Raw genomic sequence first — 22781 nt, forward strand, 5'->3', positions numbered from 1 at the left:
CCACTGCTTTTCAGAAGGTTATGTTTAACCCTGTCATCAAACGCAGGTAAATAAAGCTAAAGTGCGGTCTTTTTTTCTCTTGTTTTTATCTCTTGAATTAATTCGCTTATAAATTGCTTACTTTGTGGTGAAGTAATCTCCGCTTCAACAGGCACATACCACCAATTTGGCTGCGCAAAATTTTGACATTTGACCGCATCTTTTTCTGTCATAAAGAGCGGTTGGTTTTGATCAAATTTTTCAAATAAGGCTAAATGATAAGCTTGATGATCTTGAAAGGCTTGGCTTGTTACCACGTTCATCGACAGGGTTTGCAACATTGTGAAAAAACGCTGAGGGTTACCAATGCCTGCAATGGCGGTAATAGGTTGTTCTGCAAAATCGCGCAATGGACGCTTTTCCCCCGTTTGCAAATGAATCGCAAAGTGCGGTATTAAAGTCATTACAGTTTGACTAAAAGGCGTTGGCGCCCCGTTATTGATAATCCAATCAACGTTTTTTAAACGACTGATTGGCTCTCGTAACGCACCTGCTGGCAAAACAAAACTATTACCAAATTGACGCTGAGCATCTAGCACCACGATTTCTTTATCTCGTTGTAATTTATAATGCTGTAAGCCGTCATCGCTAATAATCACTTGGCAAGGAAAATGCGCAAGTAAATGCGCTATCGCCTGCTGACGATTTGGTGAAATACACACAGGGGCATTAGTGCGTTTCGCAATCAATAATGGCTCATCACCTGTTTCCACAGGATCATCTTGACTGGTTACTAAACGGGGATAACCTTTTGCTTTACTCCCATAACCGCGTGAAATCACCCCCACTTGAATGCCTTGTTGCTGTAATTGTTGCACGAGCCAAATCACCACAGGGGTTTTGCCATTCCCTCCAACAGATAAATTCCCCACAATCACTACGGGAACGGGGGCTTTGTAAGAAGACAAAATCCCACGCTGGTATAACCAAGATCGTAATCTGATAATGAGCAAAAATAACAAGGCGAAAGGTGATAATAACCACTTTAGTGCTTTTGCGAAAAGATCCGATTGATACCAAAAATTCATTATCACCTCATTAAAATGGGGAAATTGATGTACGCTGAAAATTCGTCCATCAATACAAAATTAATGATTAAACTGCATTTGATGTAACTGCTTATAAGCCCCATTCAACGCAAGCAACGCTTGATGCGTGCCTCGTTCTTTAATTTCACCGTGTTCAATCACCAAAATTTCATCAGCTTTTTCAATGGTTGATAAACGGTGCGCAATAACTAAAACGGTACGCTCTTTTTGTAATTCTTCAAGGGCTGCTTGAATCGCTCGTTCAGATTCCGTATCAAGGGCTGATGTTGCTTCATCTAAAATTAACACGGGAGAATTGCGCAACAAGGCACGAGCAATCGCCAAACGCTGACGTTGCCCGCCCGATAAACTAGCCCCATTTTCGCCAATGACGGTATCTAAACCATTTTCTAACTTTTCAATAAATTCCATCGCGTGTGCTGCTTTGGCGGCTTTAATAATATCTTCACGACTGTATTTATCTGCTGCGGCATAAGCAATGTTATTGGCAATAGTGTCATTAAATAAATGTACTTGTTGTGAGACCACCGCACAATTTTCACGCAAATTACTCAGGGTGTAATCTTGAATATTAACGCCATCAAGGGTGATTTCCCCTTGTTCAATCTCATAAAAACGGGTAACTAAATTAGCAATTGTAGATTTCCCGGAGCCTGAACGCCCAACTAATGCCACGGTTTTACCTTGTGGAATGTCAAAAGAAATATGATTTAATGCGGGATGCTCTTTGCCTGAATAGCTAAACGTAACATCTTTAAATGCAATATTTCCTTTCGCTTTTTCTACTTGGTAAGTACCGTTATCTTTCTCAGTTGCCATATCCAAAATAGCGAACAAGGTTTGACAAGCCGCCATACCACGTTGGAACTGGGCGTTTACGTTAGTTAAAGATTTCAACGGTCGCATCATTGCAAGCATTGAAGAAAACACCACCGTAAAAGACCCCGCCGTGAGGTTTTGGCTCATAATTTCTGGTACGGTTGCCAAATAAAGCACCGCTGACAAGGCAAAAGAGGCGATAATTTGTACCACAGGATCAGAAATGGCATCTGCCACCATCACTTTCATTCCCTTACGGCGCATATCATTACTTACTTTATTAAAGCGTTCTTCTTCAATTTTTTGTCCACCGAAAGAAAGTACTACTCGATGTCCTTTTAGCATTTGTTCTGCCGAAGAAGTCAGCTCTCCCATTGAGTTTTGCATATTTTTACCTAACTCGCGGAATTTTTTCGATACCATACGAATTAGCACCGCAATAATCGGTCCTATCACAAAAAGCACTAAGGAAAGCTGCCAACTGGTATAAATCATTACGCAAAGCAAAGAGATAATATACGCTCCTTCACGCACAATAGTTACTAAAGAACCTGATGATGAATTGGCGACTTGTTCGCTATCGTAAGTAATACGAGAAAGTAATTTTCCTGCTGAATTTTGATCAAAAAAGGGAACGGGCATATACATTAAATGCTTAAATAAACGGCGGCGAATTGTCATCACCACTTTCCCTGAAACCCAAGCTAAACAATAAGTAGAAATAAAACTTGTTACCCCCCTTACGATGATCACTAAAACGACGACCACTGCCATTAAACGCAAAAAGCCAACATCCGCTTTACCGAATCCATCATCTAATAAAGGTTTAAGCATTTGAATTAAAGTTGCATCAGCCAATGCGTTAAATACGAGTGTTATTGCAGCGGCAATTAACCCTGCTTTAAAAGGCGCAATAATTGGCCATAAGCGTTTGAACGTTTGCAGCGTAGTTAAGTCTTTATCTTGCATAATTTATTCATTTCCGTTAAAAAACTTCGCCATTTTACCTTTATTTTGCCAACAAGCCAATTAATCCCCGATACCAAGGGGAAAATTCCGATCTTGCGGTATGAATTTTTATCTGCTCAGGGAAGAACAATAGACTAATCTGACCAAAATCAGCGGTATTATACACCGCACTTTGTTGTGCCTTTAAACGTGCTAAAACCACTGAGTGAGGAAAATGCCACGGATTGCCACGGCTACTAGAAATCAACGCAATTTTCGGTTGTACTGTTTTGATAAAATATTCACTGCTAGAGGTTTTGCTGCCGTGATGTCCCACTTGCAATATCTCTATTTTTCCAGCTAAATCAGCAAATTGGCTCTCTGTTTGACTGTCCGCATCCCCTGTTAAAAGCACCTTATATTGCCCATCATCAATCAACAGTACGCAAGAGTCTGGATTTTCTGCACGATCTCGGATCTGTTGCGGTGAAAGCGCAGTAATAGTTAATCCTTGCCATTGCCATTGTTTTCCTTGAAGACAAAAAGTGCGGTGTTTTTTTGACGCATTTTTTCGAGAAGACGCCATCAATTCAACCTCTGGAAATGCCTGTAAAATCGCTTCTGCCCCCCCTGAATGATCATTATCATCGTGGCTCAAAATCAATTTGTCTAGCACAATGCCTTGTCGTTGCAAATAAGGCAAAATTTCTAACTCAGCCATACTGCCATTACGCCAAGCCGCTCCAGTGTCATATAAAATGCCACGCTGATTTTTCACCAATAAGGTAGCCAAGCCCTGCCCGACATCAAGGGTTTCTAACCGCCATTTAGGTGTATTTATCCCTTGCCACCCTAAATTTATCAGCATTATGCTAAGCAAGCCTATAAAAATAAACTTCATTTTTTGCAGAAATCGCGGATTAGGCAATTTTTCTGCATTAAGTGAAATGCTCTTTTTTACCGCTAAGATCGGTTTTTTCATTACTTTTAGCTGTGAATTTTGCTGAAAATACTGCAAAAAGTGAACATAAAGTAATCCTAAACCAAGTAATAGAATCACAATCCATTGCCCTTGCTTATGAGATATATTCAACCAATATCCTTGCCATTGTGCCAGATACTCGGTGAGGTATTCTGCAAGCCAATTTGCCCCTTGCCACGAACCCAATGCCCCTTGGCTCAATGCGGCAAACAGCACCATTGGGACAAGACAGAAACTGAACAACGGCACAGCGAAAAGATTTGCTATCATTCCCGATAAAGCCATTCCGTGAAAAAAATAAAGCTGAATAGGGGTAAATAAACATAGCAACCCCAATTGCAGATGAAATAAGGAAAAAATCCAGCGCACTAGTTTCTTCACCCACGTATTTTTAATCGGATAAATTTGCCACTTAATACAATCTAAAGGAACAAGCTGATACCATAAAATCAAGCTCGCTACCGCGCCCGCAGAAAGCCAAAAGCTGACGGAAAGTAACATCATTGGATCCCATAGCATAAGCAATGCCACCACCCATTGAAAATACTGCCAAGCGGTATAATAACAGCGTAGCATTCGGATCACACAAACCAAGCATAAGGCAAGCAATGCTCTTAAGGTGGGAATAGAGAATCCAGCTAGCTGAGCATAAATTAACGCAATGAAAATCCCACATAATAATGGCCAAATCACCCCTATTCGGTGAGTGGGTAAAAAGAACTGCATTACTCTTGCGAGAGCAAAACCGAGTAACATTGCCAAGCCAATATGCAAACCAGAAATTGCGATGAGATGTGCCGTATTTGTTTTCTGATAAATTTGCCAATGTTCAGGGTTAAGCCACGCTCGTTCGCCAAAACCCAATGCCAGTAACAGTCCTTGCATAGATAAACCTTGGGTCTGCTGAAAACTGACTTGCAATAATCGCTCGCGCCAAGAAAAATTCTCCGCAATTTTTACCGCACTTTTTACTCTGCCATAGGCGCTAATGCCTTGTGAAAAATACCATTTTTGCCGTTCAAAACCGCCTTGATTTAAACGGCTTGCTAAAGGTTTAAGCAATAATTCTGCCTGCCAAATTTGCCCTACTTTAACCGCTTCAATTTTCCTATCTGAAACGGTGTTATTCTTGCTTTGCCATTGTAAATAAATACGCTGTTCGGGCAACTTTTCTGCTAATTTCGCTGTGGCAATAATCGTTTGATAATCTTGCTGATGTAAAATTTTCTCGATCTTGATTGGCGTGCTGATGTGGTTATTTACACGGGCAAGCTGTTCTGCTTGGCTCAAAAGCTGATTCGCTTGGAAATGAAAATACCCTAAACTCAACACAAAAATCACCCCATAAATGAGGCATTTTGCCGTGTTGTAATAAGTAAAAGCATAGGCAATCAAGACTGCCAATGCTCCACTTCCCACAAGCCAAAACATTAAATGTAAGTTCATTAATAGGCCTTTCGGAACATAAAGTAAACTCAAGCCAGCACCAATAATCAGCCATAAAATCACATCTAATTTGAGCGCAAATTTCATTCCAACATAAGGTTCACATTTACGATGACAAATAAAAATACTATGAAAAAAGCACCGCCCTTTCGCAATGCCCTTAAATCATTTTTGCGATCTCGCTCGCAAAATTAAAAATATTTCTTAAAGAACAAAAAAATTATGACGATTAATATTGTCTTTCTCCTCATTTCTTTGTAGAGTGAAAAGCATTAATAGTCGGGGTGCTACGTTAAGTAGCTGAGATGATACCCGTTGAACCTGATCCAGTTAGCACTGACGTAGGAAACTTATTATGAAAACTTGTCTAATTTTATACCGCACCCTATTTCTGTTTTATTCCCTAATTTCTTACTTTTTATTTCCTATCAATGAATAAAAATCTACTTTTATCATTGGTATTTTATTTTTTACTCCCTTCTTATGCATAATAGGAGAATATGATGCAATTCAATTTGTTAGAACAAATCCGTCAAAAAAACCCGTTAATTCATAGCATTACGAATATTGTGGTAGCAAATTATGTGGCTAATGGGCTACTCGCTTTAGGTGCATCGCCGATTATGGCGGATGCGGAAGAAGAAATGGCCGATCTTGCTCAATTCAGTGCTGCCTTGTCTATTAATATTGGTACACTCGATCCCTTTAAAGTGAAAGCGATGTTGGCGGCAGGACAAGCTGCAAATCAAGCTGGTATTCCCGTTGTGCTTGATCCTGTCGGGGTCGGCGCAACGCAATATCGCAAGGACGTAATCGCTGAATTACTTAAAAAGGTAAAATTCACTGCTATTCGTGGCAATGCTGGCGAAATTGCTCAATTAGCTGGCGTAAATTGGTCGGCGAAAGGCGTAGATGCGGGACAAGGTGATGGCAATATTGGCGAAATTGCAATGCTTGCTGCGCAACGTTATCAATGTATTGTCGCAGTAAGTGGTGAGGTGGATTATATTAGTGATGGAACGCAATTAACCACCATTCATAATGGAACGGCAATGTTTCCTAAAATCACAGGATCGGGCTGTTTACTCGGCGCAGTGTTAGGCGCATTTTTGGCGGTTAAACCGCATTCTCCTTTTGAGGCCGTCGTACAAGCTTGTACAGCTTATGCCGTAGCAGGAGAATTAGCGGCACAACATCTTGCGCCAACAAAATATGGGCAATTTTACACCGCACTTTTAGATTCACTTGGCGAATTGAATGACCAGCAAGTGGCAAAATTTGCACGAGTTAGCATAGAGAAATCAGCATAAATAAGGAGAAAAAATGGCTCATATTGCACAAGCCCTTACAATTGCCGGCTCAGATAGTGGCGGTGGTGCGGGTATTCAAGCAGATCTAAAAACCTTTCAAATGCAGAATGTATTTGGTATGAGTGTGATTACTGCGGTTACCGCACAAAATACCTTAGGGGTAACCGATATTCATTTAATTCCGCCTAAAACTATTGAAGCGCAACTGAATGCGATTATCGCAGACTTCACGCCCAATGCGGTGAAACTCGGTATGTTAGGCACTGCGGAAATTATTCACACCGTAGCCACATTTTTAAAGGTACACCCGATTCCTAATATTGTGATAGATCCTGTTATGATCGCTAAAGGAGGCGCTAGTTTATTGGAACAATCGGCAATCAATGCAATGCGTGAGCAATTATTGCCCTTAGCCGATGTGCTAACCCCCAACCTACCCGAAGCAGAAGCATTAACTGGATTGAAAGCAGAAGATCAGCACAGTATCCAGAAAATTGCTGAACATTTACAACAAATGGGCGCAAAAACAGTGATCATAAAAGGTGGTCATCAACAAGATTCAAAAAGCACAGTATGCCAAGATTTTATTTTCACGCCAACGCAATCTTTTATTTTGGAAAGTCCGCGTTTTAATACGCCACACACGCACGGCACAGGCTGCACGTTTTCCGCTTGTTTAACCGCTGAACTCGCAAAAGGACAATCTTTAGAGCAAGCCTGCAAAACGGCCAAAGCGTTTATCACAAGTGCCATAACGCACCCTTTAAATATCGGACACGGACACGGTCCAACGAATCACTGGGCTTATTCACAGGAGCAAAAAAATTATGAATAAACACATTTTACGCTGTTATTTGGTGGCTGGCACACAAGATTGCCGTCATCTACCACAATATGCCAACAATCCACAACAAACCTTGTTAGATCGTTTAGAACAGGCGTTAAAAGCTGGTATTACTTGTTATCAATTTCGTGAAAAAGGGCAATTTTCATTGCAAGATCCAACGGAAATTGAACAGCTTGCTCGCCAATGTCAGGCATTATGTCAACAATATAATGTGCCTTTTATTATGAATAATGATGTTGCACTCGCAGAAAAATTGAAGGCTGACGGCATTCACGTTGGGCAAAAAGATTTTGCGGTAGATAAGCTTGCTCAACAAATTCAAGGCAAAATGCTGATCGGTTTATCGGTCAATACCTTGCAACAAGCACAACAACATAATGATTTCAATGGCGTTGATTATTATGGGTGCGGTCCTATTTTTCCAACTTTTTCAAAATCTGACGCGGCTCCAGATGTCGGCATTAATTTTGTTCAATATTTGCGTGAGCAAGGAATTACTAAGCCATTAGTCGCCATTGGTGGCATAAAAACCCCTCACGTGAAACCACTTCTACAAAACGGTGCAGATGGCGTTGCCGTGATCTCCACCATTATGCAAGCGGAAGATGTCGCATTAACAGTAAAAGCAATTCTAGGTGAATAAATGACAATAAACCTTTCTCTATTACGTAATTTAGGTCCGGGTGTGATTATGGCTTGCTCCTGTGTTGGTGGCTCTCATATTATAGCCTCTACACAGGCTGGCGCATATTATGGCTATCAATTAGCTGGATTAATTATTTTAGTAAATTTACTTAAATACCCCTTTTTCCGCTTTGCATTTGATTATAGTGCAACGCAAAATAAAAGCGTATTGCAAGGCTATGCAGAAAAAGGTAAAGGGTACTTATGGTTATTTCTATTATTCAATCTCTTTGCAACAGTGGTGAATATTGCAGGTGGAACCTTACTTTCTGCCGTACTATTGGCTATGTTGCTTCCTTTTTCTATTGATCTCAATAGTCTTAACATTATTGTATTAGTGAGTTTTTTAGTGATCTTATTTTATCGCCAATATCAGCGATTAGATAAAGTATCAAAAAGCATTATGCTACTTCTCTCCGTAATCACCCTCATTGCGTTGGTGCTTGCTTTTACTAAACAAACATCGCCACCAGTGGCTGATTTTGTTCCACCTGATGCGTGGAGTCTCGCTGCCGTACCGTTCTTAATTGCATTAATGGGCTGGATGCCTGCCCCAATGGAACTCAGTATTGCCAGTTCATTATGGGTGGTACAAAAAAGACGATTAACGCCAAATTATCAAAAACATCATCAATTAGATTTTAATATCGGCTATCTCACAACCATTGTGTTAGCTTTAATGTTTATGGCACTTGGCGCATTAATTCAATATGGTAATACCATTCCCCCCCTTAGCGGTGGCAAATTTATTCATTTATTTGTAGAAATGTATGCACTAAGCATTGGGGAATGGAGCCGTTGGTTTATTGCGCTCATCGCATTTGTGTGTATTTATGGCACCACAATTGTTGCTGTTGATGGCTATTCTCGTTGCAATCAACAAACAATTCAGCTACTCAAATTTGGCGCACAAACAGATGTTAATAATGAAAAAGGATTACGTTATTTTATGTTAGCGGCTTGTTTTGCGAGTTTCATTATTATTCAATTTTTTAGTGGCGCTATCGGTAAAATGATCCCTTTTGCAATGACGGCTTCTTTCCTATCAGCCCCTATTTTTGCGTGGCTAAACCTCAGCCTAGCAAAACAGCTCTCACCTAATCCAATACTAATAAGGTTAGCTTGGTTGGGATTGAGCTATTTAGTCATTATGATTATTATCTATTTCGTTCAACTATAAAGATTAGGCTAAAAATAATAATGCCCCAAAAGGGGCATTGTTTAATCTATCTAGAATTTATAAGTCACCTTCAAATCAACTAATCTATTATTTGCCGCCTCTTGGCTTTTTTCATAGGTAAATGTCATTCCCATTGAGAATACCCCAACACCGAAATCAAGCCCTGTCTGATATTGCCAACCACGATTAAATTGTTGCACCAACTGATTGTTGTTCACCATTATTGCGTGATCGAATGTTTTACGGCTCGCATCAAAATAATATAGTGCCAATTTTGGCGTAATCGAAATACTTTCCCAAGACCAAGTTTTTGACAATTCCGCTCCAGCATAATAGTTCACTAAATCTAATGATGGCGAATCAATGCTTGCATCCTCTAATGTGTAATGTGCTTTTGTAAAATGGTGATACCTTAAGCCTAACAAGGTATTAAGATCCATATATCCTAAATCCCATTTTTTGCCTAAACTCATCCCCGCAGCAAATATATTACGCTTAAATTTAATTGAATGGCTGTCTAGCGTAATCTTGTTATTAGAACGTCCATACCCCAAATCAATAGCGGCGAATAAGCCTTTACTATTTTGAATTTTGCCATAGAGCGTTGCTTGAGAGTATCTAAGCTTACCGCTTGCTTGATCATAATTCATATTAGCTCGTGTATGGGATACCATAGCGCCGACACTTATACCTTGTTCATTCAACGGACTTTCTGCACCTAATTCAGTATAGGAACTATATTGTTCGTAATGACGATAATTATCGGACTGATAATCACCTCTTTGAACACCAACATTTGTCCATAGTTGAGCTTGCTGGCTGCCAGCTTGGAAAAGGCGCTGATTTAAATGCTGATCTTTTTCAAGCACCACATTCACTTGAGCCGAAAGCTCTGATAATCCAGTATTTGATACACGGCTCACTAACTCAGCTTGCTTTAACCGTTTTGCTTCGGTTTCACGGCGAGCTTGCTCTTCCGCTGCGGCTTTACGTTCTTCCTCTAAACGTTTTGCTTCTGCTTCACGACGAGCTTGCTCTTCCGCTGCAGCTTTACGTTCTTCTTCTAAACGTTTTGCTTCTGCTTCACGGCGAGCTTGTTCTTCCGCTGCGGCTTTACGTTCTTCTTCTAAACGTTTGGCTTCTGCTTCACGGAGAGCCTGTTCTTCTGCCGCGGCTTTACGTTCTTCTTCTAAACGTTTTGCTTCTGCTTCACGACGCGCTTGCTCTTCCGCTGCGGCTTTACGTTCTTCTTCTAAACGTTTGGCTTCTGCTTCACGGCGAGCTTGCTCTTCCGCTTCGGCTTTACGTTCTTCTTCCAAACGTTTTGCTTCGGCTTCACGGCGGGCTTGCTCTTCCGCTTCGGCTTTACGTTCTTCTTCCAAACGTTTTGCTTCGGCTTCACGACGCGCTTGCTCTTCCGCTTCAGCTTTACGTTCTTCCTCTAAACGTTTTGCTTCTGCTTCACGACGCGCTTGCTCTTCCGCTTCAGCTTTACGTTCTTCCTCTAAACGTTTTACTTCTGCTTCACGGCGAGCTTGCTCTTCCGCTTCAGCTTTACGTTCTTCCTCTAAACGTTTTGCTTCTGCTTCACGACGCGCTTGCTCTTCCGCTACGGCTTTACGTGCTTCTTCTAAACGTTTGGCTTCTGCTTCACGACGTGCCTGTTCTTCTGCTGCTTTACGCTCTTCTTCTAAACGTTTTGCTTCTGCTTCACGACGCGCTTGTTCTTCCGCTTCGGCTTTACGTTCTTCCTCTAAACGTTTGGCTTCTGCTTCACGACGCGCTTGCTCTTCCGCTTCAGCTTTACGTTCTTCTTCTAAACGTTTGGCTTCTGCTTCACGGCGAGCTTGCTCTTCCGCAGCTTTACTTTCTTCTTCTAAACGTTTTGCTTCTGCTTCACGGCGAGCCTGTTCTTCTGCGGCGGCTTTACGTGCTTCCTCTAAACGTTTTGCTTCTGCTTCACGACGCGCTTGCTCTTCCGCAGCTTGGCGTTCTTCTTGCTCAATTTGTTTTTCTACAATTGGGTTATATAGGCGGAAAGCATTGCCTTCTTTAATTAGGTTATAACGATAAGTACCTATATCAGCATAGTTATTTTGCAAGGTGACAGATAAATTATCTGATAAACCATTCGCTGTCAGCAATGTAAGGCGGGCTTTGCTACGTTCTGGTTCACTGCCCGTATCATTGACAACTAAGGTATGCTCTCCCGATGCTTCTCCATTAACAACAACCTGATCGCTTTCTCGCGTTGAAAACTTAGTGCGGTAATAAAATTTCCCTTTTCCACTTAAATCACCATTAATCGTTAAGGTATTAAATGGTTTATTTTCTTGGCTCAATGTAATTTGAGCGCCTTCATCTAACGTTAAGTTTCCTAGCGTGCTATTTTTTGTCAATTTCCAATGAGCCTCTTTTGATAATACTGTTTGGCTTGTATTTTCGCTTTGAATCGCCCCAATGAAATCTGTTTTTCCTAAATTTAAGGCACTTTGCTCAGACAGCGTAACATTACCGGTAAATTGAGTTCTTGGAATGGTATGTAATACGTTCTCATTATAGGTTGGCGTATCACAGCTTACCTCTCCTGTATAATCAGAACGCAGACACACTTTTTGCGTTGGCTGGTAGCCTAGATTTAATACAGCATTATTTGTTGCGTTAATATCAGCTGAAAGAGAAGAAACATTACGTCCTACCGTTAATGTTGCTCGATCAACATTAATATGATTAGCTTGATAGCGACGATCAATCCAATCATCATCCAAAATAACTTCACGATTATTTAAAACATCACGCGCGTGTGGCGTAGGCATACCAGATAAAATGACCTCCCCTTTTTGAATAGAAAGATCGCCATTTAAATTCATTCCACCAGACAATAATAAAACGGCTTTCTCACTTACTGGTTGATAACTTACGTTTAATCCACCATTCGTTTTGTCTGATGCTTTCTCCCCTAAATAACCGGTAAATGCAGTAAATAGAAACTGCGCATTTTTACGATCTATGATCTTTTTGACTGCCTCATTCCGATCGCTACTCAAATACTCCCAATCCGTTGAACTAGTTTGATTAGTCGGATAATAACTATAAGGACTGTTTTTTAACGCAAAATAATCTGTACGCCCATTTGCATGCTGATTAATATATTCATAAATATCATAACCTGCTTTCATCCAACTTCCCCAAGTTAAATCTTGTTCAGAAAAGGTAACACCTGTCAGGTTAAGGCTAGCTGATTTATCGGTACGATGATTCACTATCATCGCGCCTTCATCTGAATGCTGAATACGTTGGAAAGTCAGAGCATTTCCATTTAAATCTAAACGCCCACCACGAAATCCAAAATACAATTTATCAGGGTTAATTTGATCTGAACTCTGCAAAACGACAGTCGGACGACCACTGGTAATCCCCACTTGGTTAAACGCCTGTTTTTTGTCTTTATCGTCCGCCTCCTGAGCTAAAATAACCGTACCATCTCCTACACTGATATCGCCTAAATTTTCACCTCTACCATTAACAAATAAAGTTCCTTCACCAATTTTAGATAGGCGATCTCCCTGTGGGTTTGCAACTTGCCAAGTCACAGTTTTATCTTTAGCAACAGAAACGCCTGCACCAAGCCAAGTTTGATTTGTTTCAGATTTAACGGTGAAATTGCTATTGAAAAAAAGCGCTCCTGCCCCTTGATCTATATTATTTTCTAAAAGTAAAGTACCACCATCAACACCAGAAAAATTTACCGTTTTTCCCGCATTATTGGCAGATTGAACATTCGTATCATTTTGATTTCTTAAAGGAACAGACAAGGAATTTGTCGCATCACTTATTGTACTATTATTAGTATCATTTTCCTTACGCCAGTGCCAAATCTCCCCCGCACGTTGATTTACAATATTTCCTGCAATATCTTCATTTTCTTTTTCTTTAATAAAAGGCAAGCGAGGCAATGTCCAAATGTTTTTATTATTATCATCGGTAGAATCAAAGTTAAGCACCCCAACCAGTACCCATTTATTTTTCGACGTATCAAAGGCATATAAGCCTGAACCACTATCTCCAGCTCTTCCATAAGTCGCCATTGGTCCATACTTATCATTAAAAATACTAGCAAAACTAACTGTATCGGTATTCCCACCTTTTACGTCATTGATTGGCATAGATGCCCCACCAGTTAAATAGGAATAAGCGCCAGAAATTCTTTCCAAATCACCTTTTTCATCAGAATGTCGGAGATACTGCGTTCCAGAACCCACACGAACATAAACAGGAAAACGGGACATATCCGTATTAACCGCTTTTGTTTGCTCCGCATCACTGACTTCAGCAGGTGCCACCTCAGTCACTAACTTACTTAAACGCGGAACATGATAATCTTTATGGAGAGCCTCACCAGAGGGATAATTATTTCTATCAACAAGACTATAAGTATAATGATGAGAATCTGGATTAACATCTTCTCCACCAAATTGAACACTTTGGTAGCCCCCATTATGCGCAACACTTGTTATATATTGCGGCGCAATTAATGTCGCAACACCCAAATTTCTAGTTGCAGTACGCAAATCAGGCATTGGGATATCTTTCATCATTACCCCAATTTCCTGCCCTTCTTTATTGAAAATCGCAATATTACTCGCACCCACAATAAATTTGCCTTTATTTTCAGCAAAATCACGAAAATATTGGTAATCAATATCGCTACGGACAACAGACGCTTGTGCAAAAGGTGTTGCACAAGAAGCAATTAAAAGTGCAATTCGGGAATAACGGAAAGGGATAGGAAAACAGAAAGTAGGAGTTAATTTCATCATAATAGTTTATTCAACAATAACAGGTTTTATAAATAGCTAAAATCAGGGTGGCGAAGTATAGCAAGATTATTTATTAAACAACATCATTATTAGCCATTTAATCTGTAAAAAATGCCCTCAATCGCCTCTTCCCACTGATTTCATCGTCATTCAATCAAAGTCATCTAGAATCGCCAAGGCGTCACTCAGTTTTTTTACGGTAAAAACTTGCATATTTTTCACCGCACTTTTAGGTTTATTAGCAAAGGGAACGATAGCGCGGCTAAATCCGTGCTTAGCTGCCTCAGAAATCCGTTCTTGCCCACTTGGTACAGGGCGAATTTCTCCTGCTAATCCCACTTCACCGAAAACCACTAAATCGCGTGGTAATGGCTGATTGCGGAAGCTGGAAATAAGCGCAAGAAGTAAGGCTAAATCGACGCTGGTTTCCGTTACTTTTACCCCACCAACCACATTAACAAAAACATCTTGATCAGACATTTGCAAACCGCCGTGGCGATGCAATACAGCCAGTAATAATGCCAAGCGATTTTGTTCTAACCCCACGGCAACACGGCGAGGATTGGCGAGCATTGAATGATCCACCAAGGCTTGAATTTCAACCAATAAAGGGCGAGTTCCTTCCCATAGCACCATCACTGAACTGCCTGCGGTTTGTTCTTCGCCACGACTTAAGAAAATGGCTGAGGGGTTTTTCACCTCACGCAAGCCTTGTTCTGTCATTGCAAAAACCCCGAGTTCATTCACCGCGCCAAAACGATTTTTATGGCTACGTAAGGTACGAAAACGACTATCTGCCTCCCCCTCTAATAAAAGTGAACAGTCAATGGCGTGTTCCAAGACTTTTGGTCCTGCAAGCGTGCCGTCTTTCGTAACGTGTCCCACCATAATAATGGCAACTTGGCGAGTTTTGGCATAACGCGTAAGAAAAGCGGCACATTCTCGTACTTGAGAAACACTTCCCGGTGAGGATTGAATATCCGCTAGATGCATCACTTGAATAGAATCCACCACAATGATTTGCGGTTTAAGTTGATCGGCAAGATGACAAATTTGTTCTACCGAGGTTTCGGATAACATCTTTAAGCGATCTGTCGGTAGCCCAAGACGATTGGCTCGCATTGCAACTTGTTGTAAAGATTCTTCCCCTGTCACATAAAGTGCGGTCATATTTTGTGCTAAACCACACATCACTTGTAATAAGAGTGTACTTTTCCCCGCCCCTGGGTGTCCGCCAATTAAGATCGCACTTCCCGGCACAATTCCTCCGCCTAATACACGATCAAGCTCATAAAAACCACTATGAAAACGAGGGACTTCTTGTAAACTGATTTCCGATAAAGTTTGAATTTTGGCTTGTGTTTCTCCCGCATAACCGCTAAAGCGATCGGCTCTGCTCGATTTTGCAGGCGCAAGGCGTATTTCTGTAATGGTATTCCAAGATTTGCACGCATTACATTGTCCTTGCCAACGTGCATATTCCGCACCGCAATCATTACATACAAAAGCCGTTTTAGCTTTAGCCATTCTTTTCCTCCAAATTTTCCGCAAAATGCGTTTCAAGATAAGTCAGCGAAATAAGATTTAACATTCGTTGTAAATAAAATGCTGATTGTAAGAAATCAAATAATTGTGCGATGACTTCAGCATTATTTTTCCTTTCACTATGCTGTGTAATAAGCTGTTTGCATTCTGCTAAACATTGCTGACTGCTTTCCACCAACGCTAGCCAGTCAGTTTTAAGGGTGTCGTTTAACCCTTGTTGATTAAAGGCATTTTCCAATAACTTACCATTTTCTGTATAAAAATGATAAAGGTTAAAAAATGCACCAATTCGTTCCACCGTACGCAAGAAATCTTCTGAAAAATAAGCTTGCCCTAAGGCAAAAGTTTCTTCAATTAAATTTTGTTCAAGTTGAAAAAGTGCGGTTAATTTTTGTGAAAAATTGCCCGCACCTTGGGAGAAGTTTAAAAAATCACGCCACTTATCTAGCCAATTTTGTGCTTTAGGCTGATAATTTTCCGCCAATGCATAACCCCGTTGTGCTTTGCTAATGGCACTTAATCGCATACCGTTTTCTAATCCTAAGGTACGCACATAATTAAGCAAATCCGCGATATTACCTTGCTTTAACTCAAACTCCACTTCGCAAATTTCTGCCTGCTTATCACCTGCAATAATTTTGCCTTGATCGATTGCCACTTCAATTTCTATGACAATGCCTGCAGAAAGTGCGGTGCGAATTAAAAAAGTTTCTCGCTCAAAATCTGTCGCAAAAATCGGCTGTAATGCAAGGTTTTTCCAACCTGGTTCAAGATCATAATCTTCCACTAATTGAGCGAAGTTTGGGCTTTCATTTTGCTGTGGCAAATTATATTCAGGGCGAATATGTAAACCACCAATAGTATTACCTTTTGTTTTCAAGGTTAAGGTAACCTGTTGATTTTCTTTGCGAACACGCAAGCCCATTTGGTGTTGAGCAAAAAATTTATCTGCGGTGTCGTAATAGGTATTCCCTAAAAAAGCGTGCTGATGAGCGCACGGTTCACTTTTCATCAAATTCTGCTTAAATGAATTTAACCGAAACGGCGGAATTAGTAGTTTTAATTCAATTTCTGTACTCATTTTGTCTATTCCTTCCAATCTTAATCAAGTTTTTTCATATTATCTAATAAATTCCTTGTTTTTTCGATGAAATATAGTGTATTTTACGCGCGCATAGGCTTAAACAAGAGAGCAATGCATAAAAATTTTTCAACCTAACCCCTAGAAGGAGTTATCTTATGGCTGTAAATAATATTTTAGGATTATTTGCCCATTCCCCATTAAAGCCCTTAGCGCGTCATTCTGCTAAGGTAACTGATTGTTGTAAATATCTCATTCCCTTTTTTGACTACACTTTCCAAGGTGATTGGGAAAATGCAGAGAAATTGCGCCAAAAAATTTCGGAGACAGAACGCCAAGCTGATAGTTTGAAACGCGAAATTCGCTTAAAGCTGCCACGCGGTTTGTTTATGCCAATTGAACGCACTGATTTATTAGAACTGGTTACACAACAAGATAAATTAGCTAATTATGCCAAAGATATTGCCGGCAGAATGGTAGGGCGTCAATGCGCTTTTCCACCTGAAATGCAAGAAGATTTTATGAAATATGTGGCACGCAGTATTGATGCGGCGGAGCAAGCTCATCTGGTTATTGATGAAATGGACGGCTTGCTTGAAACGGGTTTCAAAGGGCGTGAAGTGCAATTTGTTAATAAAATGATCCAAACTCTTGATGAGATTGAAGATGATACGGATCAAATGCAAATTAAATTACGCTTAATTTTGCGTGCGATGGAAGATCAATTCAACCCAATTGACGCAATGTTTTTATACAAAATCCTGGAATGGATTGGCGTGCTTGCTGATCAAGCCCAGCGCGTAGGTTCACGAATTGAGTTAATGTTAGCTCGTTCATAATTGTTTAAGCAACATAGGAATAATACTATGGAAGTTATTCAACATTATGGCACTTTATTAGTGATCATCACCGCTGCTTTCGGCTTTTTCATGGCATTTGGTGTGGGGGCAAATGATGTTTCTAATGCAATGGGAACATCCGTAGGTTCAGGCACCATTACCGCCAAGCAAGCCATTATTATTGCAATGATTTTTGAATGTGCTGGTGCCTATTTAGCAGGTGGCGAAGTGACTGAAACCATTAAAAGTGGGGTACTCAATGCAATGGAATATACCGCAACGCCAGAAATTTTAGCGTTAGGTATGATGGCCGCCCTCTTTTCTTCAGGAATATGGCTGCTTATTGCCTCACGAATGGGCTGGCCGGTTTCCACCACGCACACCATTATCGGTGCGATTATCGGTTTCGGTTTAATTACTGTTGGCCCAAATTCTATTGACTGGTCAGCTATCCGCAATATTGTTGGCAGTTGGTTTATCACCCCTGTGATTGCTGGTGTGGTGGCGTATGGTATTTTCTTCAGCACTCAAAAACTGATTTTCGATACAGAAAAACCGTTACGCAATGCACAAAAATATGGTCCATATTATATGGGGCTAACTATCTTTATCTTGTCCGTCGTCACAATGATAAAAGGCTTAAAGCACGTTGGTTTACATTTAACAGGTGGCGAAACCTTCTTTATTTCATTAGCTATTAGTGCGATTTCTGTGGTGGCAAGCTATTTCTATTTCCGCAGCAAAAAATTCCATCAAACCGTAAAATCTGGCACCTTTGGTGCAGTAGAAAAAGTGTTCAGCATTTTAATGCTACTCACCGCCTGTGCAATGGCGTTCGCGCACGGTTCAAACGATGTGGCAAATGCCATTGGACCTTTGTCTGCCGTGGTGTCGATTGTAGATAATGGCGGTCAAATTATGGCGAAAAGTCCGCTTGCTTGGTGGATTCTTCCCTTAGGAGCTGCGGGGATCGCACTAGGTTTAATCATTATGGGCTACAAAGTAATGGCAACCATTGGAACAGGGATCACCGATCTCACACCAAGCCGCGGTTTCTCTGCCCAATTTGCCACGGCAACCACGGTAGTGCTTGCCTCAGGAACAGGGTTACCCATTTCTACCACGCAAACCCTTGTTGGTGCAATTCTTGGTATCGGTTTTGCACGAGGTATCGCTGCGTTGAATTTAACGGTAATTCGCAATATTATCGCCTCTTGGGTGATCACCTTGCCAGCGGGGGCATTCTTTGCCATTTTGATTTACTATGTGTTACACGCCATTTTTATCTAACTGACGTAAAGTCGCGTAAACCCACATAAAATAAGACAAAGATTTTGTGAATGAAAGCAAAGTGCGGTACAATTTCCCGCACTTTTTTATTGTCTTGTTTTTAAGGTGCTGTAATGCGAAAAATGACTAAAATCTTATTTTTATTCTTTCTTTCTGTGCCATTTGCACAGGCAGAAACACGTTATGTAACGGAAAACCTTTCGACTTTTTTACGCAAAGGGGCTGGCGATCAATTTAAAATTGCCGGAGCAATCCGCTCTGGCGAGCCAGTCACCGTGCTAAACCAAAAAGATCGCTACACGCTCATTCGTGATAGTAAAAATCGTGAAGCGTGGATCTTAACATCTGAGCTTTCTAGCACACCAAGTAGCAAAGATGAAAACCCCAAATTAAAAGCCAAAATTGAAGAATTAACCTTAAAACTCAATCAATTAGATGGAGACTGGCAACAACGCACGAGTGAAATGCAACGCCGAACCAAACAAGCTGAGCAACAAAGTAACCAACTCTTGGAACAAAACTCCCAGCTCAACCGTGAACTTGAAATCACCAAAAATAAAAACCGTGATTTAGAAGCAATGCTTGATGCAGGTAAGCGAGAAATTGCCATTCAATGGTTTATCTACGGCGGTTCAGTGCTAGGCGTAGGTTTGCTACTTGGCTTAATTCTTCCTTTCATTATGCCGAAACGTCGCCGCCGCGATGGCTGGTCATAACCTTATTCCTCAGCAAAATGGAAATTTATTTAGTCGGCGGTGCTGTACGCGATCAACTGCTCAATCTCCCTGTTAAAGACAAAGATTGGGTAGTGATTGGTGCAACCCCCGAAGAGCTACTGCAACAAGGCTATATTCAAGTCGGGAAAGATTTCCCCGTCTTCCTTGATCCGAAAAAGAAAGAAGAATATGCGCTAGCACGCACAGAAAAAAAAACAGGTGTAGGATACACGGGATTTATTTGCGATTTCAGCCCAGAAATAACTCTCGAGCAAGATTTAATCCGCCGAGATCTGACGATTAATGCCATTGCCCAAGACAGCCAAGGCAATTTGCACGATCCTTATGGTGGTGTCAATGATTTGAATCATCGCCTACTCCGTCATATTTCCCCAGCGTTTGCAGAAGACCCTTTACGGGTGTTAAGAGTAGCGCGTTTTGCCGCACGTTACCATTATTTAGGCTTTCAAATTGCGCCTGAAACCATTCAATTAATGAAAGAAATCACGCTCTCAGGTGAACTTTCTCATCTCACCACAGAGCGCGTATGGCTAGAAACAGAAAAAGCCTTACAAACCCCAAATCCTGAAATTTATTTTGAGATTTTGAGAAAAATCAATGCATTAGTGGTGCTTTTCCCTGAGCTAAATGCCCTTTACGGTGTGCCAAACCCAGTGCAACATCACCCCGAAGTGGATAGTTTTATCCATACAATGATGGTATTACACCAAGCAAGCTTACTGACGACAAAGAGCAACAAGCAACAAAAAAGTGCGGTACGTTTTGCCGCAATTTGCCACGATCTAGGCAAAGCCCTCACCCCCAAAGATATGCTTCCCCGTCATATTGGACACGAACACAACGGAATAATACCAACCCGAAACCTATGTAATCGCTTAAAAGTCCCCAGCTACATCAAAGAACTAGCTTGTCTTGTGTGCGAAACCCATACCAATATTCACCGTGCGTTTGACTTACGCCCAGCCACTATTCTTGGATTATTCAATAAGTTAGACGTATGGCGTAAAGCAGAACGTTTTGAACACCTGTTACTTGTTTGTAAAGCAGATGCAAAAGGTCGCAAGGGCTTTGAACAGGTGGATTACCCACAAGCGGATTTCCTACTTAAACTGTATCAAGCCGCACTTCAGGTTGATGTACAACAGGTGATTAGAGATGGATTTGAAAAAGAAAAAATCCGTGAAGAATTAAACAAACGCCGCCAAAAAGCCATTGAGCAAGCCAAAAAAGGTTATCATTCCAGCCTTTAAACAATCATACTTTTCTTTCTTACTACTTTTTCCGTTGTAGTGAAAAAATCCTTATTGCCGCTCTATAACTCTCTTATTTTCTTTATAAAATTTTTTCTAAAATTTTCACGCAATCGCTTGCATTTTTTTTTTTTTTTTTAGAATACGGAAGATTTATTCAAAATTTACTGAAAACTCACCATCATTGCTATTGCGATAAAGCATTATTCTAGGATGTTTTTTAGCTTACTTTTGAATAAAGCATAGCTCACCTCTATGAGGTTGATTTTTTACTTTATGTATATTTCCTATTTCACGCGTAAGCGTCTATTCATTCTTATAGTAGTGAGTTTGGCTGTACGAGGCTCGTACAGGTTTAATTTATAACAATTAAGGATCAGTTATGAGAAAATCAATCAAATTTTCTTTCATTGCATTATGTATCAGTAATGCCATTGCAGTAAATGGTGCTTTTGCTACCGAAAGCAATACCGCGACCGCCCCCCTTTCTAAACAGCAATTTCTCACGGAAATCAATAAATTAAATAACGAAATTGTAGCTAAAGAAAAAGCAACGGAGGGGTTAAGCCAACAAATCAACACATTGCAAAGTCAAATCACGCAAGCGAAACAAGATTTAGCGAGACAACGCAGTGAGCGTGATACATTAAATAATAGTTTGCAAGCAAGCAATAGCGAAAAAGCAAAACTAGAAGCAAAAATTCAGTCATTGAATACACAACTTGCGGATTTAAAAAAGAATACCGATCCGAATATCGCGAATTTAATTAAACAAAAAGACAGTGCTGAAGCGCGGTTACAACAGGTCAAGGCGGAAGTACAAAATAAAACAGCACAATTAAATAAGCTGAATGAACAAATTAAGCAATCGACCGCAACCGTAGCGCAATTCAAAACGAAAATCAAACCATTAGAAACGCAATTAAGCGGTCTTAACACCCAACTTCAGCAACAACAAAATAAACTGAATCAAATTACCGCAGAACGTAAAACCGTTGCGGATAAAATTGCCCAATATAATAAAGACAGAGAATGGGTGAAAAAATATGAACTAGATAGCGACGGGGTTAGATGGCGTGATATTCATTTTGAATACTCTACTCCAGTTTCTACTGCGGGAAAACATAGTGCAAGAACATCAGGTAATAGTATGCATAGACACTTAGAATCAGCATCAGATGGACTAGGTAATCCTCAAGTAATCTCTAGACCAGTACCAACTTTACCACTATCACAATATAAACCTGATCCAACCAAAATTAATGAAGTTCTAATTAGTTCTGAAATTCCTGAAAATAAAGGTAAAGCCGTAGGTAAAGTTTTCTTTGTGAATCAACATTATTCCTCTTATGTTGCTTGGCAACCAATAAATGCTATTGTAGACGATTACATTGGTTCTGATGATATGCATGAAGTTCTTTCTCTTTTAGAATATGATAGTGATAAGTTTACTACCGCTATTGTGCGTACAGATTATCAGAAAGAAACGAGTATTCGAGAGCAAGCTCAGCAGCGTTATGATGCGGTAAAAGCAAAAACCCCTGTGATTACCTATCGTGGACAAATGATTAATGTAGGTGGAAAATCTGGTGATATTACCCTCACGGCTGATTTAAATAACAATGCCATCAATGGCAAAATCACGAATCGCACGGTTAATCCTGTGCAAGATTCCCGAGATTTATTCTTAAAAAATGGTGTCATTTCCATAGATAGAAATGGAATCAGTTTTTCTGGTAAATCAGGAAGATCAATAGTTCCCGCCACGAATAACCCTAACAATTTACCACTTTCTGGCGCAAATTTTTATGGGACCTTTGCAGGTAAAAATATGGAAGAAGTTGTAGGTAGAATAGAAGGCTTACCAAATGAATCTGATTCTGTATTTGGTGGAACACAGGTAACAAAATAATTA

15 protein-coding genes and 1 riboswitch are annotated in these 22781 nt (G+C 40.4%); of the genes, 9 read left to right on the forward strand and 6 right to left on the reverse strand.

Translation table 11 applies throughout. From position 1 onward, the window contains the following. Positions 1-56 precede the first annotated feature (56 nt). The 3 genes from lpxK to L5B90_RS02620 are packed head-to-tail and all read right to left on the reverse strand — an operon-like array spanning position 57 to position 5370. On the reverse strand, positions 57-1067 hold the full coding sequence (gene lpxK, locus L5B90_RS02610) for a tetraacyldisaccharide 4'-kinase (protein WP_265762065.1): 1011 nt from the start codon (positions 1065-1067) through the stop codon (positions 57-59). A 60-nt stretch (positions 1068-1127) separates the two neighbouring features. Then, positions 1128-2876: a lipid A ABC transporter ATP-binding protein/permease MsbA gene (gene msbA, locus L5B90_RS02615; RefSeq protein WP_250364408.1), complete on the reverse strand. Its 1749-nt coding sequence runs from the start codon at positions 2874-2876 to the stop codon at positions 1128-1130. 40 nt (positions 2877-2916) lie between these two features. Next, positions 2917-5370 carry a DNA internalization-related competence protein ComEC/Rec2 gene (locus L5B90_RS02620; protein ID WP_265762066.1) on the reverse strand — a complete coding sequence of 818 codons (2454 nt, stop codon included), beginning with the start codon at positions 5368-5370 and terminating at the stop codon, positions 2917-2919. Positions 5371-5553: 183 nt separating this feature from the next. Further along, positions 5554-5648: riboswitch (TPP riboswitch) on the forward strand. A gap of 135 nt (positions 5649-5783) precedes the next feature. Between L5B90_RS02620 and thiM the strand changes: the two genes are divergently transcribed. From thiM to L5B90_RS02640, 4 genes are read left to right on the forward strand one after another with little or no spacing between them, the layout of a single operon-like run. Then, positions 5784-6593, forward strand: coding sequence for a hydroxyethylthiazole kinase (gene thiM, locus L5B90_RS02625; RefSeq protein ID WP_442778757.1), 810 nt, complete (start codon positions 5784-5786; stop codon positions 6591-6593). A 13-nt stretch (positions 6594-6606) separates the two neighbouring features. Beyond that, complete coding sequence (gene thiD / locus L5B90_RS02630) at positions 6607-7428, forward strand: bifunctional hydroxymethylpyrimidine kinase/phosphomethylpyrimidine kinase (protein ID WP_250350449.1); 822 nt, start codon at positions 6607-6609, stop codon at positions 7426-7428. After that, the gene (gene thiE, locus L5B90_RS02635) at positions 7421-8083 is read left to right on the forward strand and encodes a thiamine phosphate synthase (RefSeq protein WP_250350450.1); all 663 of its coding nucleotides are present in this window, start codon (positions 7421-7423) and stop codon (positions 8081-8083) included. The genes thiD and thiE overlap by 8 nt, the downstream gene beginning before the upstream one ends. Beyond that, the gene (locus tag L5B90_RS02640; protein WP_265762067.1) at positions 8084-9304 is read left to right on the forward strand and encodes an NRAMP family divalent metal transporter; all 1221 of its coding nucleotides are present in this window, start codon (positions 8084-8086) and stop codon (positions 9302-9304) included. A 50-nt stretch (positions 9305-9354) separates the two neighbouring features. On the opposite strand, the gene L5B90_RS02645 is transcribed toward L5B90_RS02640, so the two are convergent. The 3 genes from L5B90_RS02645 to L5B90_RS02655 form a co-directional block, all read right to left on the reverse strand. After that, positions 9355-14124, reverse strand: coding sequence for a S6 family peptidase (locus tag L5B90_RS02645; protein WP_265762068.1), 4770 nt, complete (start codon positions 14122-14124; stop codon positions 9355-9357). Between the two features lie 150 nt (positions 14125-14274). Continuing rightward, complete coding sequence (radA, locus tag L5B90_RS02650; RefSeq protein WP_250364402.1) at positions 14275-15651, reverse strand: DNA repair protein RadA; 1377 nt, start codon at positions 15649-15651, stop codon at positions 14275-14277. Then, positions 15644-16750, reverse strand: coding sequence for a CYTH domain-containing protein (locus L5B90_RS02655; protein WP_265762069.1), 1107 nt, complete (start codon positions 16748-16750; stop codon positions 15644-15646). Before L5B90_RS02655 ends, radA begins: the two co-directional genes overlap by 8 nt. Positions 16751-16908: 158 nt before the next feature. On the opposite strand from L5B90_RS02655, the gene L5B90_RS02660 reads away from it, so the two are divergent. The 5 genes from L5B90_RS02660 to L5B90_RS02680 all read left to right on the forward strand — a co-directional run bounded on the left by L5B90_RS02660 (position 16909) and on the right by L5B90_RS02680 (position 22778). Further along, entirely contained in the window at positions 16909-17589 is a 681-nt protein-coding gene (locus tag L5B90_RS02660; RefSeq protein ID WP_250350455.1) for a TIGR00153 family protein, read from the forward strand. A 27-nt stretch (positions 17590-17616) separates the two neighbouring features. Continuing rightward, positions 17617-18879 carry an inorganic phosphate transporter gene (locus tag L5B90_RS02665; protein WP_250350456.1) on the forward strand — a complete coding sequence of 421 codons (1263 nt, stop codon included), beginning with the start codon at positions 17617-17619 and terminating at the stop codon, positions 18877-18879. A 113-nt stretch (positions 18880-18992) separates the two neighbouring features. Continuing rightward, on the forward strand, positions 18993-19595 hold the full coding sequence (locus tag L5B90_RS02670) for a TIGR04211 family SH3 domain-containing protein (protein ID WP_250364399.1): 603 nt from the start codon (positions 18993-18995) through the stop codon (positions 19593-19595). A 17-nt stretch (positions 19596-19612) separates the two neighbouring features. Next, a complete protein-coding gene (locus tag L5B90_RS02675) occupies positions 19613-20866 on the forward strand; it encodes a multifunctional CCA addition/repair protein (protein WP_265762070.1) in 1254 nt (417 codons plus the stop codon). Between the two features lie 382 nt (positions 20867-21248). Further along, the gene (locus L5B90_RS02680; RefSeq protein ID WP_265762071.1) at positions 21249-22778 is read left to right on the forward strand and encodes a hypothetical protein; all 1530 of its coding nucleotides are present in this window, start codon (positions 21249-21251) and stop codon (positions 22776-22778) included. The last annotated feature ends 3 nt before the right edge of the window (positions 22779-22781 follow it).

The sequence above is a fragment of the Avibacterium sp. 20-129 genome (assembly GCF_026226845.1).
Lineage (GTDB): Bacteria > Pseudomonadota > Gammaproteobacteria > Enterobacterales > Pasteurellaceae > Avibacterium.